We start from the raw sequence: 15,615 nt of genomic DNA on the forward strand, positions 1-15,615 counted from the left end.
CCGGGCTCGGACCCGGACCCGGTGGGGGAGGTGGACGGCTCCGGCTTCACAGTGGACGACACAGCTCAATTCCAAACGATCAGGTGGTGGGTCGCATCCGCACGCGACCCGGCTGGACGCCCACCCCGGCCGGCAGGCCGACTGAGCGGCAGCCAATTCCATGGTTCCCCACTGACGGTGAGAATCGCGTGAACCAGGTAGCGGATTCACACCCCCGCCGTTCGGCGGGGGTCACCCGGCCGGTCCGACCCCGGCGAAGCCGCCGGTCAGGGCCTACCCTCGATTCCAGTCATGCGGACCGGACCGGCCCGGCCGCCGAACCGAGGAGGGCCCCATCACCACCACCCGCGTGCTGATCGTGGACGACGAGATCCTGGTCCGGTCCGGGCTGGGCCTCATCGTCGGCTCCGCCCCCGATCTGGAGGTGGTCGGCGACTGCTCGGGCGCGCAGACCGAGGAGCACGTCCGGCGGCTGCGCCCGCACGTGGTGCTGCTCGACATCCGGATGCCCGACCTGGACGGCATCTCGGTGCTCCGCCGGCTGCGGGCGCTGCCCGACCCGCCGGCCGTGGCGATGCTCACCACCTTCGACACCGAGGAGTACATCGGCACCGCGCTGCGGGCCGGCGCCTCCGGCTTCCTGCTCAAGGACACCGCCCCCGAGCAGCTGGTGCACGCTGTCCGGGTGCTGGCGGCCGGCGGCAACATCCTCTCCCCCACGGTGACCCGCACCGTGATCGGCGGCTACGTCGACGGCGGCGGCCCGGACGCCGAGGCCGCCACCCTGGCCCGCACGCTGACCGGCCGGGAGCTGGACGTGCTGGCGCTGCTGGGCGAGGGCCTGTCCAACGCCGAGATCGCCGACCGGCTGTTCCTGGGCACCGGCACGGTGAAGGACCACATCAGCGCGATCCTCGGCAAGCTCGGCGCCGCCAACCGGGTCCAGGCGGCCGTGATCGCCCACCGGGCCGGTCTGGTCCGCCCGAAGCCGAGCAACGGGGCATGAGCGGCGAAGCCCTACCCGCACGACGTCTGCCGGCCGGGTTCACCGCACCCTGGCTGATGCTCCTGCTCCCCACCCTCTACTCCCTCGTGGACGCCGCCCTGGTGGCCCGGGGCGCCCCGCTCTGGCAGACCCTGCTGTCGGTGCTGGCCGCCGTGGCGCTGCTGTGGCGGCGGCGCTTCCCGGTCACCGTGCTGCTGCTGACCATGCCCGGCAGCTACCTCGACGACATCTGGCTCGCCCCGATCACCGCCGTCTACACGGTGGCCGCCGAACGATCCCGGCGCCGGGTGGTGGTGCCCTGCGCCACCCTGTTCGCCCTGGTCGAGTTCTTCCACTGGCCGGTCTCCGAGCAGACCTTCACGGTCAGCCGGGACACCGCCCTGTACGCCATCCAGTCCGTGATGCTCGCGGCCGGCCCGGCGGCCACCGGCATGCTCTCCCGCACCCGGCGCGAGCTGGCGTCCCGGCTGGACGAGCTGACCCGCGGCCAGGAGCGGGAGAGCCGGCTGCTGGCCGAACGGGTGCTCAGCGAGGAGCGCGGCCGGCTCGCCCGGGAGATGCACGACGTGGTCTCGCACCAGGTCAGCCTGATCAGCATCCAGGCCGGCGCGCTCCAGGTGTCCACGCCCGACCCGTCGGCCGCGGGCGTCGCCCGGACCATCCGCGAACTGTCCGTGCGCACCCTGGAGGAGCTGCGCCAGATGGTCGGGGTGCTGCGGGCCGGCGGTCCGCGGATGGACACCCCACTGGCCCCGCAGCCCCGGCTGGCCGACCTGCCCCGGCTGATCGAGGAGAGCGGACTGTCCGCGGACGCCGAGCTCGTCCCGGGCGACCGCCCCTGGCCGGAGGCGGTCGAGCGGGCCGCCTACCGCACCGTGCAGGAGGCGCTGACCAACATCACCAAGTACGCGCCCGAGGCCGCGGTGCACGTCCGGGTCCGGGCCCGCGGGCGGCGGCTGCGGGTCGAGGTGCGCAACGAGGCGCCGCCGGTCCGCCCGGCGCAGATCCTGCCGGGCGGCGGCCACGGCCTGGTCGGCCTGCGCGAACGCGCCCAGCTGCTCGGCGGTTCGCTCACCGCCGGTCCGACCCCGGACGGCGGCTTCGAGGTCCGCGCCGACCTGCCGGCCCCGTCGTCTTGAACCGCCCTGCCGAACCGAAGGGGCCCGGCGGGGCCCGCGGACGGGTCAGGTCCGGACGGGACGACAAAAAAGCCCCGCAGATCCGAAGATCTGCGGGGCTTCGCTGTGCGCGAGGGGGGAGTTGAACCCCCACGCCCTTTCGGGCACTGGAACCTGAATCCAGCGCGTCTGCCTATTCCGCCACCCGCGCATGGGTGTTTTCACCGCTTGCCGGTCGATCAGCCGATCCGCTCGGTACCATGTGGCCTTCGCGGTTCTTCGATCGGGCCACCCGGTGGGCGCCCCTTCCGACATGGAAAACAGTAGCACGACCTGCGGGTCGCCTCCGAATCCGTTCCCCGGGGCACCCGAGCGCAACCGAACGGATGCCCGGAGAACAGGCGGGCGAAGGGTGGCGGCCCCGCCCGGCGGGTAGCCCTGGCATGTTGCCGCCCGGATGCGTCACCCTGTGTGTCCGAGCCCACCCCCGGGCACCACGTGGTCCGGGAACCGTACGGATGGCCCCGGCGTGGATACGATCAGTACGGAAGTACCGCAAGTAGGCGCGACCGGCTCCCCCCGGAAACCGGTCGGCAGGCAGGCGAACGAACCCTGGAAGGGGGTGCCCCATGGGAGTGCTGAAGAAGTTCGAGCAGCGACTCGAGGGTCTCGTCAACGGCACCTTCGCCAAGGTGTTCAAGTCCGAGGTCCAGCCCGTGGAGATCGCCGGTGCGCTGCAGCGCGAGTGCGACAACAACGCGAGCATCTGGAACCGCGACCGCACCGTCGTGCCCAATGACTTCATCGTCGAACTCAGCCCGCACGACCACGAGCGGCTGAGCCCCTACTCCGGGCAGCTGGGCAACGAGCTCGCCGGCATGGTCCGCGAGTACGCGGAGGCCCAGCGCTACAGCTTCATGGGCCCGCTCCAGGTGAACCTGGAGAAGGCCGAGGACCTCGACACCGGCCTGTACCGGGTGCGCAGCCGCACCCTCGCCGCCGAGGAGCCGCAGCAGCACGCGCCCGCGCAGCCGACCCAGCCCGGCTACGGCCGCCCGCCGGCCGCCCAGGCCCCCGGCGCGCCGTGGCAGCAGCCCGGCGCCGCCCCGTACGGCGCGCCCCCGCCGCCCACCGCGCCCCCGGCCATGCCCCCCGGCCCGCCCCCGGCCGGCGGCAATGTGCGCCCGTTCCCGGGCGCCGGGCACGGCACCGCGGTCCGCCGCTGGATCGAGGTCAACGGCGCCCGCCACCAGATCACCGGCAACGCCTGCGTGCTCGGCCGCTCCACCGAGGCGGACGTGCGCATCGACGACCCCGGGGTCTCCCGCAAGCACGCCGAGATCCGCCCGGGAACCCCCGCGATGGTGCTGGACCTGGGGTCCACCAACGGCATCGTGGTGGACGGGCAGCACACCCAGCGCGCTACGCTCCGCGACGGCTCTCGAATCGTCGTGGGCTCCACCACCATCGTCTACCGACAGGTCGAAGGGTAGAGCGGGCGCGGTTATGTCAGAACTGACCCTCACGGTCATGCGGCTGGGTTTCCTGGCCGTGCTGTGGCTGTTCGTGATCGTCGCGGTCCAGGTGATCCGCAGCGACCTGTTCGGTACCCGGGTGAACCCCCGGGCCTCCCGGCGCGGCGGCGGTGCCACCGCCACGGCGCCCGCCCCGGGAGCCGTCGGACGCGCCCCGCAGGGCCAGCCGGCCCCCGGCGGCCCGCCGACCCAGGGCGGCGGGCGGCGCCGCGGCGCCCCGACCCAGCTCGTCGTGGTGCAGGGCTCGCTGGCCGGCACCACCGTCGCGCTGCAGGGCCAGACCATCACGCTGGGCCGCGCCCACGACTCCACCATCGTGCTGGACGACGACTACGCGTCCTCCCGGCATGCCAGGATCTATCCCGACCAGACTGGGCAGTGGACGGTGGAGGATCTAGGCTCCACCAACGGCACCTATCTGGACCGTCAGCGCCTGACCGCGCCGACCCCGCTCCAGCCGGGCATGCCGATCCGTATCGGCAGGACCGTCATCGAACTGCGGAAGTAGTAGCGCATGAGGGACAGCATCCCGTCCATGACCCAGAGGGGGGCACAGGTCGCATGACCCTGGTGCTGCGCTTCGCCGCCGGCTCCCACAAGGGACTGATCCGGGAGGGGAACGAGGACTCCGGCTATGCCGGTCCGCGGCTGCTGGCCGTGGCCGACGGCATGGGCGGCGCGGCGGCTGGTGAGGTCGCGTCCTCCGAGGTGCTCGGTTCGATCGTCCGGCTCGACGAGGACGTGCCGGGCGCCGACCTGCTGACCCTGCTCGGCGACGCGGTCCAGGGCGCCAACGACCGGCTCCGCCAGATGGTCGAGGAGGACCCGCAGCTGGAGGGCATGGGCTGCACCCTCACCGCGATGCTCTGGACCGGCCAGCGGATGGGCCTGGTGCACGTCGGCGACTCGCGCGCCTACCTGCTGCGGGACGGCGCGCTGGTGCAGATCACCCAGGACCACACCTGGGTGCAGCGGCTGGTCGACGAGGGCCGGATCACGCCCGAGGAGGCCGAGACCCACCCGCAGCGCTCGCTGCTGATGCGCGCCCTGGACGGCCGCGGCCAGGTCGAGCCCGACCTGTCGATCCGCGAGGTCCGGGCCGGCGACCGCTACCTGATCTGCTCCGACGGCCTCTCCGGCCCGGTCAGCCACCAGACCCTCCAGGACACCCTGGGCAGCTTCTACTCGCCCGAGCAGACCGTCCAGGAGCTGATCCAGCTCGCCCTGCGCGGCGGCGGTCCGGACAACATCACCTGCATCGTGGCGGACGTCCTCGACGTCGGCGCCACGGACACCCTGAGCGGCCAGTTCAACGACGTGCCGGTGGTGGTCGGCGCGGTCGCCGAGACCCCGCCGTCCTCGGCCGCCGCCGACCGCTCGATCGCGGACACCCCGGCCGGCCGCGCCGCCGGTCTCGGCCGCAGCCCGCAGGGCGCCTTCGGGCCCGCCGAGGGCTACGGCGCCGGCCACCCCGACGGCCAGGACGGCTTCGGACCGGCCGAGGGCTACCCGGAGGGCCGTGGCGCCGAGCCCGCGGGCTACGGGACCGAGGACTACGACGACGTGGCGCCCCGGAAGAGGCGCAAGAACCGGGCGCTGACCTTCTCGCTGGTCGGCCTGGTCACCGTGGGCCTGCTCGGCGCGGGCGGCTTCTTCGGCTACCAGTGGACCCAGAGCCAGTACTACGTCGGCGCCGAGGGCGACCACGTCGCCGTCTACCAGGGCGTCAACCAGAGCCTGGCCGGGCTGAGCCTGTCCTCGGTGCACACGCCGTACAAGGACATCGAACTCAAGTACCTCCCGCAGGACCAGCGCAGCCACGTCACCAACACCATCTCGGCGAGCAGCCTCGTCGACGCCGACGACAAGGTGAAGAAGCTGGGCGAGCAGGCCGCGTTCTGCCGCAAGGTCGCCGACGTCCGGGCCGCGGCCGCCAACCCGCCGGCCCAGGGCACCCCGGCGCCCGGCCAGCAGCCGGCCCAGCAGGCCCAGCAGGCCGCCGGGACGGTGGCGACGCACGCCGGGTTCGTGACGGCCACCACGCCGCCCGGCCCGTCCGCCACCGGCCGCGCCCCGGCCGCCGGCGTCCCCACGCCGACCCCGACCGCCACCGCCCCGGCCGCCACGCCCAGCCAGAGCGCCGCGGCTCCGGCGGCCCCCGCCGCCCCGCAGGGCGACCTGCCCGGCCTGACCGACGAGGAGCGGCAGCGCGCCGACTCCTGCCCGAAGCCGTGATGGACGCGACCCGACATAGGCCCGCCCGACGCGGGCCCGCCGGCCGTCAGGGAGCGGCTACGACGTGAGTGAGCGAAGCGAACGAGCCATTCAGAGGCGCGTGTGGGCGAATGCCCCTGCCGAGCGGAGCGAGGCGGGAGCATGAGCACCTTCGATGTGAGCAGCGACGCCAACCGGCGGGACTCCGGCGTGCCGGCCGACCGCGCGTCCTCGCGGCGCCGCCGCAACACCACCATCTCCCCGCAGTCCTCGCCGAACCGGCGCAACACCGAGCTGGCGATGCTCGCCTTCGCGGTGGTGCTGCCGGTCCTGGCGTACGCCAACGTGGGCCTGGCGATGGACGGCGAACTGCCGGCCGGCATGCTCGGCTACGGCCTCGGCATGGGCGCCCTCGCGCTGATCGCCCACCTGGTGATGCGCAGGTTCGCGCCGTACGCGGACCCGCTGATGCTGCCCATCGCCACCCTGCTGAACGGGCTCGGCGTGGTGATGATCTGGCGGCTCGACAAGGCCGGTCCGCTGCTGAAGAGCAACTTCCCGGCCGCCGCCAACCAGCTGATGTGGTCGGGCCTCGGCATCGCGTTCTTCATCGTGGTGATGGTCTTCCTGAAGGACCACCGGGTCCTCCAGCGCTACACCTACATCTCGATGGCGGTGGCCCTGGTGCTGCTCGCCGCGCCGGCGTTCTTCCCGGCGCGCAAGGAGGACTTCGGCGCCAAGATCTGGATCCGGATGGGCTCCTTCTCGATCCAGCCCGGCGAGTTCGCCAAGATCATCCTGACCGTCTTCTTCGCCGGCTACCTGATGGTCAAGCGGGACGCCCTGGCGCTGGCCAGCCGCCGCTTCATGGGCCTGTACCTGCCGCGCGGGCGCGACCTCGGCCCGATCATCGTGATCTGGCTGCTCAGCCTGCTCATCCTGATCTTCGAGAACGACCTCGGCTCGTCCTTCCTGTTCTTCGGGCTCTTCGTGGTGATGCTCTACGTCGCCACCGAGCGGACCAGCTGGATCGTCTTCGGCCTGCTGATGTCGATCGGCGGCGCGGTCATGGTGGCCTCCACCACCAGCCACGTGAAGACCCGCATCGACGCCTGGCTCGACCCGATGGCCGCCTTCGGACCGAACCGCCCGGACGGCTCCACCGAGCAGATCGGCCAGGCGCTGATGTCCTTCGGCTCCGGCGGGGTGACCGGCACCGGCCTCGGCCAGGGCCGCTCCTGGCTGATCGGCTTCGCCGCCAAGAGCGACTTCATCCTCGGCTCCTTCGGCGAGGAGCTCGGCCTCACCGGCATGATGGCGATCTTCATGCTGTACGCCCTGCTGATCCAGCGCGGCCTGCGCACCGCGGTCGCCGCGCGCGACCCGTTCGGCAAGCTCTTCGCCGTCGGCCTCTCCTCGGCGATGGCGCTGCAGGTCTTCGTGGTCGCCGGCGGTGTCACCGGACTGATCCCGCTGACCGGTATGACGATGCCGTTCCTCGCCCAGGGCGGTTCCTCGGTGGTCGCCAACTGGGCGCTGGTCGCGATCCTGCTGAAGATCAGCGACAACGCCCGCAGACCCGGGGTGGAACCCACCCCGACACCCGAGATCCCGGGAGGTACCGCCTCGTGAACAAGCCGATCCGCCGGGTCTCGATCTTCTGCCTCGTGCTGATCCTGGCCCTCATGGTGCGCACCAACTGGATCCAGGGCGTGCAGGCCGAGGCCTGGGCGAGCAACAAGTACAACAAGCGCCAGGTCTACGACCGCTACGCCTACCCGCGCGGCAACATCGTCGTCGACGGCCAGCCGATCACCCAGTCCACCTTCGTGAACGGCCTGCGCTACAAGTACAAGCGGTCCTGGAACGACCCCCAGATGTACGCGCCGGTGACCGGCTACTCCTCGCAGGCCTTCGGGTCCAGCCAGCTGGAGCAGCTGGAGGACGGCATCCTCTCCGGCAGCGACGACCGGCTGTTCTTCCGCAACACCCTGGACATGCTGACCGGGGAGCAGAAGCGCGGCGGCGACGTCGTCACCACGATCAACTCCAAGGCCCAGAAGGCCGCCTTCGACGGGCTCGGCAACAAGAAGGGCGCGGTCGTCGCGCTCGACCCGAAGACCGGCGCGATCCTCGCCCTGGTCTCCACGCCCTCCTACGACCCGGCCAGCTTCGCCGGCAACGAGGACTCGGACACCAAGGCCTGGACCGACCTCAACGCCGACCCGAACAAGCCGATGCTCAACCGGGCGCTGCGCGAGACGTACCCGCCCGGCTCGACCTTCAAGCTGGTCACCGCGGCGGCGGCGTTCGAGAACGGGCTCTACCAGAACATCGACGACCAGACCGCGACCCCGGACCCGTACACCCTGCCGGGCACCAACTTCGTGCTGAAGAACGAGTCCGAGTACGAGAAGTGCGGCAACGCCACCATCAAGTCGGGCATGGACCAGTCCTGCAACACGGTCTTCGCCAAGATGGGCGCCGACCTGGGCAAGGACAAGATGCGGGTGCAGGCCGAGAAGTTCGGCTTCAACAGCACCGTGGACACCCCGATCCGCTCGGAGAAGAGCGTCTTCCCGTCCAACTCCACCCCGGACGGCACCGCCCAGGACTCGATCGGCCAGCACGACACCCAGGCCACCCCGCTGCAGATGGCGATGGTCTCGGCGGCGATCGCCAACAACGGCACGCTGATGCAGCCCTACCTGGTCGCCGAGGAGCGCTCCGCCTCGCTGACCACCATCTCCAAGCACACCGACAAGCAGTTCTCCCAGCCGGTCAGCCCGGCCACCGCGGCCAAGCTGCAGGAGCTCATGGTCTCGGTGGTCGAGAACGGCACCGGCAAGAACGCCCGGATCCCCGGCCTCACCGTCGGCGGCAAGACCGGTACCGCCCAGCACGGCGAGGGCAACGCCGGACTGCCGTTCGCCTGGTTCACCTCCTACGCCAAGGCCTCCGACGGCCGCTCGGTCGCGGTCGCGGTGGTCGTCGAGGACGGCTCCAACAACCGTGACGGCATCAGCGGCGGCCGGCTCGCCGCGCCGATCGCCAAGTCGGTGATGCAGGCGGTCCTCGGCAAATGACGGCGGACGTCCGCGGGTGAGGGATATGTCACGATCGGGACCCCTGTCCGGATACCGGTCTGGTATCGGCCTGCGGCCGACTCGGGTCCGGCGCGGTCCGACCGGTAGCGTATCCGCAGCAACGGGTGTACCCGTTGCCGTCCGCGCGGTGCCGGACGGTCCTGACCGCAGAACCAACCGGGGCCCGGACGGCGTCACACGGAGCGTGCGGGGACACCTACGTCACAACCTCACCGGCGGGTGAGGGAGAGGGTCGGATCTATGGAAGAGCCTCGTCGCCTCGGCGGCAGGTACGAGCTCGGCGGCGTCCTCGGACGCGGCGGCATGGCCGAGGTGTACCTCGCCCATGACACCCGGCTCGGCCGCTCCGTCGCCGTGAAGACGCTCCGGGCCGACATGGCCCGCGATCCGTCGTTCCAGGCCCGTTTCCGCCGCGAGGCACAGTCCGCGGCCTCGTTGAACCACCCCGCGATCGTCGCCGTGTACGACACCGGCGAGGACTACATCGACGGCATCTCCATCCCGTACATCGTGATGGAGTACGTCGAGGGCTCCACCCTGCGCGAGCTGCTGCACTCCGGGCGCCGGCTGCTGCCGGAGCGCGCGCTGGAGATGACCATCGGCATCCTGCAGGCCCTGGAGTACTCGCACCGGGCCGGCATCGTGCACCGCGACATCAAGCCCGCCAACGTCATGCTCACCCGGCAGGGCAACGTCAAGGTGATGGACTTCGGCATCGCCCGCGCGATGGGTGACGCCGGCATGACGATGACGCAGACCTCCGCCGTCATCGGCACCGCCCAGTACCTCTCCCCGGAGCAGGCCAAGGGCGAGCAGGTGGACGCCCGCTCCGACCTCTACTCCACCGGCTGCCTGCTCTACGAGCTGCTCACCGTCCGCCCGCCGTTCGTCGGCGACTCCCCCGTGGCGGTCGCCTACCAGCACGTCCGGGAGGAGGCGCAGCCGCCGTCCGTCTTCGACCCCGAGGTGCGCCCCGAGGTCGACGCGATCGTGCTGAAGGCGCTCGCCAAGGACCGCGACTACCGCTACCAGACCGCCGACGAGATGCGCGACGACATCGAGCGCTTCCTCGACGGCCTGCCGGTGGCCGCCGCCCAGCAGGCCGCCGCGTACGGCATGGGCGCCGCCGGGTACGGCTACGACCAGAACGGCTACCCGCAGCAGCACGACCCGTACGGTCAGACCAATGTGCTGCCGCAGCAGGCCCCCGGCGGTCCGACCACCGTCCTGCCGCAGGCCGCCCCGGCCGGCTACCCCGCCCAGCCCCAGGCCGGCGGCTACGACGACGGCTACGGCCAGACCTACGCCGGCGCCCAGGGCGGCGGCAACGACGGCTACGACGACGGCTACGGCCGCGGCGGCCGGCGTGCCGAGGAACCGCCGAAGAAGAGCAACACCTCCTGGATCGTGCTGGCGGTCGCCGCCGTGCTGGTCCTGGTCGGCACCTTCTTCGTCGCCCAGGCGATGTTCAGCAACAAGAAGGCCGACGACCCCAAGGAGGCCCCGAAGATCGCGGCGCCCAGCCTGGTCGGCAAGACCCTGGCCGAGGCCAGGACGGCCGTCACCCAGGCCGGTCCCAAGCTGGTGGTCACCGAGGGCGAGAAGATCGCCTGCCCGGACACCAACGTCAAGAAGGACCAGGTCTGCGCGCAGAACCCGGCGGCCGGCACCCAGGTCGCCGAGGCCGCCACGATCACCGTGCAGCTGTCCTCAGGCCCGGCCAAGGCCACTGTGCCGAGCGTGGTCGGCAAGACCAAGGACCAGGCCATCAAGGCGCTCTCGGACGCCGGCTTCGCCAACGTCACGACCGAGTACAAGGACGACGACAACGCCCCGCTGGACCAGGTCATCGCACAGGACCCGGCCACCGGCGGCGCCGACCCGTCCGCCGCGGTCAAGCTGACCGTCTCGCAGGGCAAGGCCAAGATCAACGTGCCGAGCGTGGTCGGCCAGCAGAAGGAGGCCGCGCAGGCCGCGCTGGAGGGCGCGGGCTTCCAGGTGGACGCCTCCAAGACCACGCCGACCACCGACCAGAACAAGGTCAACACGGTGGCCTCGCAGAGCCCGGCGGGCGGCAAGCAGCCGGCCAACACCAAGATCACCCTGACCATCTACAAGGCGCCGGACAAGGTCACCGTCCCGCCGCTGGTGAACCAGCCGCTCGAAAAGGCCTCGAAGACCCTCCTGGGCATGGGCCTGCAGTACAGCGTCGTCTCGGGCCCGCAGGACCCGAACGCGATCGTCATCATGACGAACCCGCCGGCCGGGACCCAGGTGGACCCGAACACCTCGGTCGGGCTGTCGACGAAGCCGGTGGACCCGCCCAAAGGGAACGACACCCCCACACTCCCCGGGTTCCCCGGCATCCCCAACCCCACGAACACCAAAGGGGGACCCAACGGCAACAACTAAGCCCTGGTTCCCCTGGTTCTGAGCCCCCCGGGGCCGGACCGGCCGGGTGAGGTCGTTCCCGTACAGCGAGGAGGGCCCGTCGACACGGTGTCGACGGGCCCTCCGGTGTTCACGGGGCGTTGCGCCCGCGGGCGGCCCCGGGCGGTCTCAGCCGCGCCGCAGCTCGGCGGGCGGGGTGCGCTTGGCGTCCATGTCGTCCACCCGCACCAGGCTCCCCCACACCGCCATCCGGTAGCGCGAGGTGTAGACGGGGGTGCAGGTGGTCAGCGTGATGTACCGGCCGGGCTCGGTGTAGCCCGAGCCCTTCGGCACCGGGGCGACGATGCCGGTGTCGTACTTGGAGGTCTCCGCCAGGGTGTTGTCGACCCGGTAGACGTACCACTTGTCCCGGGTCTCGACGACGATCGGGTCGCCCTTGTGGAGGGCGTCCAGGTTGTGGAACTTCGCCCCGTGCCCGTCCCGGTGGGCGGCCAGGGCGAAGTTGCCGGACGCGTCCCAGGGCATCGCCGCGCGGTACGGCTGCTCGTAGACCCCGGCGACGCCCTCGGCCAGGGTGTCGGTGTCGGTGCCCATCCGGATCAGCACCTGGTAGTTCCGGCCCATCGCGGGGACGTGCAGGAAGCCGACCCCGCTGCCCGCCGCGGCCTGCCCGGTACCGCCCGCACCGCCCGTCGGGCCGCCGGTGGGCGCCACGGCGCCGGGGGTGCCCGGCGCGTCCTCGGCGCCCTCGGTGCCGGCGGTGGCCGACGCGCCCGGGGTGGCCGCGGGGCCGGACGGGGGAACGGCCGGTCCGCCGGCCGCCCAGGACTCGCGCAGCTGGTCGGAGGCCGCGGCGGCGGAGCGGTCCGCCAGCACGTCGGTCCACCAGAGCGAGTAGGTGACGAACAGGCCGAGCACCAGGCCGAGGGTGATCAGCAGCTCGCCGAAGACCCCCAGCACGGCCAGCGCCCGCCCTCGCCCGCGCCGCGGCCCACGACCGTTCCCGGCCCTCGGCCCGGGCTGCGGGAAGGCCTCCTCGACGACCGCTTCGGTCTCCTGCGTCACGTCTCTCCCCTTGCTACTCGCCCGCTCGCGGTCAGCCTCCCGTGAGGGCGGCCGGCTTGCCCTGGCTGCGCGGCCGTTCCTCGATCATCTTGCCAAAGACGATCAGCCGGTACTTCGAACTGAACTCCGGCGTGCACGTGGTCAGCGTGATGTACCGCCCCGCGCCGCCGTACCCGGCGCCGTTGGGCACCGGCTTGATCACGCTGACGTTGGACGGCGGGGTCTCCGGGATGCCACCGGTGACCTCGTAGGTGAAGTACGCGGTCGCGGTCTCCACCACGATCTTGTCGCCCTTGCCGAGCTGGTTGATCCGCCGGAACGGCTCGCCGTGGGTGTTGCGGTGCGCGGCCAGCGCGAAGTTGCCCGCCTTGTCGGCCGGCATGCCGGTCCCGGTGTAGTGCCCCACCAGGCCCTTGTCGAGCACCGACGCCTTGGCGGTGCCCTCGGCGATCGGGAACTTCTGGCCGAGCTTCGGCAGATGGATGATCGCGAAGCCCTTGCCGGGCTCGAAGGTCTCCGGCTTGGCCGGATCCGGCGCCGGCTGTCCCGGCGCCACCGGGGCCGGGGCGGCCGCGTCGAACTGCTCCTCCAGCTGGCTGCGGGCCCCGTCGGCGGCCGCGTCGGCCTGCACATTGGTCCACCAGAGCTGGTACGAGACGAAGAGCAGCATCACCAGGCCGAGGGTGATGCAGAGCTCGCCGAGGAAGCGGGCGAGGACCACCGCCGGCGACTCCTTCGGCCGGGGCCGGCCCGCGGCGGCGGTGCGGTCGCCGGTGCGGCGCCGTCCGCGGCCCTGCGCGGCCCGGCGGCGCTCGGCCCGGCCGCCGGGGGCGGGCGGCTCCGGCTCGCCGGCCACGGCTTCCATGGTGACCGTCTCGGCGGTGGCGAGCACCGCCTGCGCCGTCCCGGGCGCCTCCGGGCTCTCCAGGTGCAGCCGGAGCGTCTCCTCCGCCCGCTCGGGCGCGACGGGGGGCGCGGCCTGCTCGTAGACGCTCCAGCCGTCCTCGGCCCCGTGCTGGCCCGCCCAGCCCTGGTCCGGGCCGGGCTGGGCGGGGATGAAGCCGCCCTGCCGGAGCTGCTGCCCCTGGTACGGGTCGTAGCCCTGGTACTGGCCCTGCGGGTACGGCCCGGGCTGCTGCGGCCCGCCGTACTGGCCGCCGGGGTACTGCTCCGGGCCGCCGCCGTACTGGCCGCCGTACTGGCCCTGACCGCCGTACTGCCCCTGACCGGTGTACGGGCCCTGCTGGTACTGGCCCTGCTGGTAGGGATCCGGCTGGTGGGGATCCGGGGCCTGCCCGTACGCGTCCGCGGGGTGCTGCTGCGGGTACGGCCCGCCCTGCGGGTCCGCCTCCGGTGGGTGGCGCCGCTCCGGACGCACCGCGGTCACGCCGCTCAGCCCCGGCCGATCACCGGGGCGAGCCCGGCCGACCGGTCGACGGCCTGCGGGTCGCCGCACTCGGCCAGCCAGTTGGCGAGCATCCGGTGGCCGCCCTCGGTGAGCACCGACTCCGGGTGGAACTGCACGCCCTCCACCGCGAGGTCGCGGTGGCGCAGACCCATGATCACGCCGCTCCCGGTGCGCGCGGTGACCACCAGCTCGTCCGGCACGGTGCCGGGCTCGACCGCCAGCGAGTGGTAGCGGGTCGCGATGAGCGGCGAGGGCAGCCCGGCGAACACGCCGCCGTCCTCGTGCTCGACCGGGGAGGTCTTGCCGTGCAGCAGCTCGGGCGCCCGGCCGACCACGGCGCCGTAGGCCACCGCGATGGACTGCAGGCCGAGGCAGACGCCGAACACCGGCAGTCCGATCCGCGCGCAGTGGTGCACCATCTCGATGCAGACGCCGGCCTCCTCGGGCGCGCCCGGGCCGGGGGAGAGCAGCACCCCGTCGAAGCCGCGGTCGCCGTCGCGGCGCACCGCGTGCTCGACGGTCACCTCGTCGTTGCGGACCACCTCGCAGGTGGCGCCGAGCTGGTAGAGGTACTGGACCAGGTTGAAGACGAAGCTGTCGTAGTTGTCGACGACCAGGATGCGGGGCGGGGTCGGCCGGGAGGTCATGGGGGCGCGTTCTCCGGGGGGTGCGGGGACTGGGGCGGGGGACGGTACCGCCGGGTCAGCCGACGGCGCCGTCGCCGTCTCCGTCCACTGTGACGTCACCGAAGGGGAGGAGCGGTTCCGCCCACGGGAAGACATAGGTGAAGAGGAGGTAGACGATCCCCAGCACGAAGAGCACCGAGATGACGGCCTTGACCAGGGTGTTCCCCGGCAGATGACGCCAGATCCAGCCGTACATGGTGCTCCCTCGACGTAGCGGACTGGGTCAAGACTAGACCCCGTCCCAGGGCTGACAGGCGCGTCCCGGCGGTCTACTGCTGGCCGGTCGCCGCGCGCAGGTCCGCCGTTCCCGAGTAGCCGGGCAGGGAGAGGTCGCCGCTCTCCTGCACCTTCCAGCCCAGTCCGTACGCCTGTACGTACTGCAGGTAGTTGCGGATCGTCGGGTCCGACTCCACCGCGGCGCGCATCGCGTCGGTCCGGCCGACGGCCTTGACCACGTACGGCGGCGAGTAGACCCGGCCCTGGAGCAGCAGGGTGTTGCCGACGCAGCGGACGGCGCTGGTGGAGATCAGCCGCTGGTCCATCACCTGGACGCCCTCGGCGCCGCCGCGCCAGAGCGCGTTGACCACGGCCTGGATGTCCTGCTGGTGGATGACCAGGTCGTTGACGTCCGGCTCGCGCACGCCGGGGATGCGCGCGGTCGCGTTCGCCGGGGCGTCGTTGAGGGTGACGGTGAGGCCGGGGCCCTGCAGCGGGTCCAGGGCGGCGGCCTGCTCCAGGGCGGTGAGCTGCGCGGCGTCGGCCGGGCTCCCCTGCTGGTCGGTGAGCCGCTGGGCCCGTTCCTGGAGGTCCGCCAGCTGGGCCTGGGACTGCTGGTTCTGCGCGCTGCGCTGGCGTATCACGTCGGAGAGGCTGAGCAGCGAGTTGTCGGTGCGCAGGTCGGTGCCGCGGGCGGTCTGCGCGCTGATGTAGAAGAGCAGTCCGGCGAGCGCGAAGACGGCGCAGGTCAGGGCACGGCCGACAATTCGGGTGCCGGAGCCGCGGATAGGGGCCGGCCGAGGGGGAATCGACAAATTAGGCACCGTACCCTTATCTCCTTCGGACCCGCCGAACCACTACGCTAACGG

13 protein-coding genes and 1 tRNA gene are annotated in these 15,615 nt (G+C 72.2%); 8 read left to right on the forward strand and 6 right to left on the reverse strand.

Annotated elements, in window-relative coordinates; genetic code table 11:
- The first annotated feature begins 352 nt into the window (after positions 1-352).
- Both ABTX81_RS10865 and ABTX81_RS10870 read left to right on the forward strand, forming a co-directional pair.
- Positions 353-1,006 carry a response regulator gene (locus tag ABTX81_RS10865; protein ID WP_502892750.1) on the forward strand — a complete coding sequence of 218 codons (654 nt, stop codon included), beginning with the start codon at positions 353-355 and terminating at the stop codon, positions 1,004-1,006.
- A complete protein-coding gene (locus ABTX81_RS10870) occupies positions 1,003-2,145 on the forward strand; it encodes a sensor histidine kinase (RefSeq protein WP_350543048.1) in 1,143 nt (380 codons plus the stop codon). Before ABTX81_RS10865 ends, ABTX81_RS10870 begins: the two co-directional genes overlap by 4 nt.
- A gap of 106 nt (positions 2,146-2,251) precedes the next feature.
- Here the strand turns inward: ABTX81_RS10870 and ABTX81_RS10875 are convergent.
- A tRNA-Leu gene (locus ABTX81_RS10875) sits at positions 2,252-2,335 on the reverse strand.
- Between the two features lie 418 nt (positions 2,336-2,753).
- Between ABTX81_RS10875 and ABTX81_RS10880 the strand changes: the two genes are divergently transcribed.
- The 6 genes from ABTX81_RS10880 to pknB all read left to right on the forward strand — a co-directional run bounded on the left by ABTX81_RS10880 (position 2,754) and on the right by pknB (position 11,392).
- Positions 2,754-3,617 (forward strand): FHA domain-containing protein, encoded by an 864-nt coding sequence (locus ABTX81_RS10880; protein ID WP_350543050.1) that lies wholly within the window; start codon positions 2,754-2,756, stop codon positions 3,615-3,617.
- Between the two features lie 13 nt (positions 3,618-3,630).
- The gene (locus tag ABTX81_RS10885; RefSeq protein WP_350543052.1) at positions 3,631-4,167 is read left to right on the forward strand and encodes an FHA domain-containing protein FhaB/FipA; all 537 of its coding nucleotides are present in this window, start codon (positions 3,631-3,633) and stop codon (positions 4,165-4,167) included.
- Between the two features lie 53 nt (positions 4,168-4,220).
- Complete coding sequence (locus ABTX81_RS10890) at positions 4,221-5,894, forward strand: PP2C family protein-serine/threonine phosphatase (protein ID WP_350543054.1); 1,674 nt, start codon at positions 4,221-4,223, stop codon at positions 5,892-5,894.
- Between the two features lie 141 nt (positions 5,895-6,035).
- Entirely contained in the window at positions 6,036-7,505 is a 1,470-nt protein-coding gene (locus tag ABTX81_RS10895) for an FtsW/RodA/SpoVE family cell cycle protein (protein ID WP_350543056.1), read from the forward strand.
- Positions 7,502-8,959, forward strand: a complete 1,458-nt coding sequence (locus ABTX81_RS10900) for a peptidoglycan D,D-transpeptidase FtsI family protein (protein ID WP_350543058.1) — start codon at positions 7,502-7,504, stop codon at positions 8,957-8,959. Before ABTX81_RS10895 ends, ABTX81_RS10900 begins: the two co-directional genes overlap by 4 nt.
- 261 nt (positions 8,960-9,220) lie before the next feature.
- Positions 9,221-11,392 carry a Stk1 family PASTA domain-containing Ser/Thr kinase gene (gene pknB / locus ABTX81_RS10905; protein WP_350543060.1) on the forward strand — a complete coding sequence of 724 codons (2,172 nt, stop codon included), beginning with the start codon at positions 9,221-9,223 and terminating at the stop codon, positions 11,390-11,392.
- Positions 11,393-11,539: 147 nt separating this feature from the next.
- On the opposite strand, the gene ABTX81_RS10910 is transcribed toward pknB, so the two are convergent.
- The 5 genes from ABTX81_RS10910 to ABTX81_RS10930 form a co-directional block, all read right to left on the reverse strand.
- Entirely contained in the window at positions 11,540-12,436 is an 897-nt protein-coding gene (locus ABTX81_RS10910; RefSeq protein ID WP_502892745.1) for a class E sortase, read from the reverse strand.
- 31 nt (positions 12,437-12,467) lie between these two features.
- The gene (locus ABTX81_RS10915; protein ID WP_350543062.1) at positions 12,468-13,823 is read right to left on the reverse strand and encodes a class E sortase; all 1,356 of its coding nucleotides are present in this window, start codon (positions 13,821-13,823) and stop codon (positions 12,468-12,470) included.
- Positions 13,824-13,828: 5 nt separating this feature from the next.
- The gene (locus tag ABTX81_RS10920; RefSeq protein WP_350543064.1) at positions 13,829-14,491 is read right to left on the reverse strand and encodes an aminodeoxychorismate/anthranilate synthase component II; all 663 of its coding nucleotides are present in this window, start codon (positions 14,489-14,491) and stop codon (positions 13,829-13,831) included.
- A 55-nt stretch (positions 14,492-14,546) separates the two neighbouring features.
- A complete protein-coding gene (locus ABTX81_RS10925; RefSeq protein ID WP_350543066.1) occupies positions 14,547-14,726 on the reverse strand; it encodes a hypothetical protein in 180 nt (59 codons plus the stop codon).
- Between the two features lie 73 nt (positions 14,727-14,799).
- The gene (locus tag ABTX81_RS10930; RefSeq protein WP_350543263.1) at positions 14,800-15,555 is read right to left on the reverse strand and encodes a DUF881 domain-containing protein; all 756 of its coding nucleotides are present in this window, start codon (positions 15,553-15,555) and stop codon (positions 14,800-14,802) included.
- Positions 15,556-15,615: the final 60 nt, after the last annotated feature.

Source organism: Kitasatospora sp. NPDC097605 (assembly GCF_040302725.1).
GTDB lineage: Bacteria > Actinomycetota > Actinomycetes > Streptomycetales > Streptomycetaceae > Kitasatospora.

Excerpts from the sequence above, each read along its gene's own strand:
- ABTX81_RS10920 (WP_350543064.1), bottom strand. The coding sequence starts at position 14,491 with ATGACCTCCCGGCCGACCCCGCCCCGCATCCTGGTCGTCGACAACTAC.
- ABTX81_RS10890 (WP_350543054.1), top strand. The coding sequence starts at position 4,221 with ATGACCCTGGTGCTGCGCTTCGCCGCCGGCTCCCACAAGGGACTGATC.
- ABTX81_RS10885 (WP_350543052.1), top strand. The coding sequence starts at position 3,631 with ATGTCAGAACTGACCCTCACGGTCATGCGGCTGGGTTTCCTGGCCGTG.
- pknB (WP_350543060.1), top strand. The coding sequence starts at position 9,221 with ATGGAAGAGCCTCGTCGCCTCGGCGGCAGGTACGAGCTCGGCGGCGTC.
- ABTX81_RS10895 (WP_350543056.1), top strand. The coding sequence starts at position 6,036 with ATGAGCACCTTCGATGTGAGCAGCGACGCCAACCGGCGGGACTCCGGC.
- ABTX81_RS10880 (WP_350543050.1), top strand. The coding sequence starts at position 2,754 with ATGGGAGTGCTGAAGAAGTTCGAGCAGCGACTCGAGGGTCTCGTCAAC.
- ABTX81_RS10870 (WP_350543048.1), top strand. The coding sequence starts at position 1,003 with ATGAGCGGCGAAGCCCTACCCGCACGACGTCTGCCGGCCGGGTTCACC.
- ABTX81_RS10925 (WP_350543066.1), bottom strand. The coding sequence starts at position 14,726 with ATGTACGGCTGGATCTGGCGTCATCTGCCGGGGAACACCCTGGTCAAG.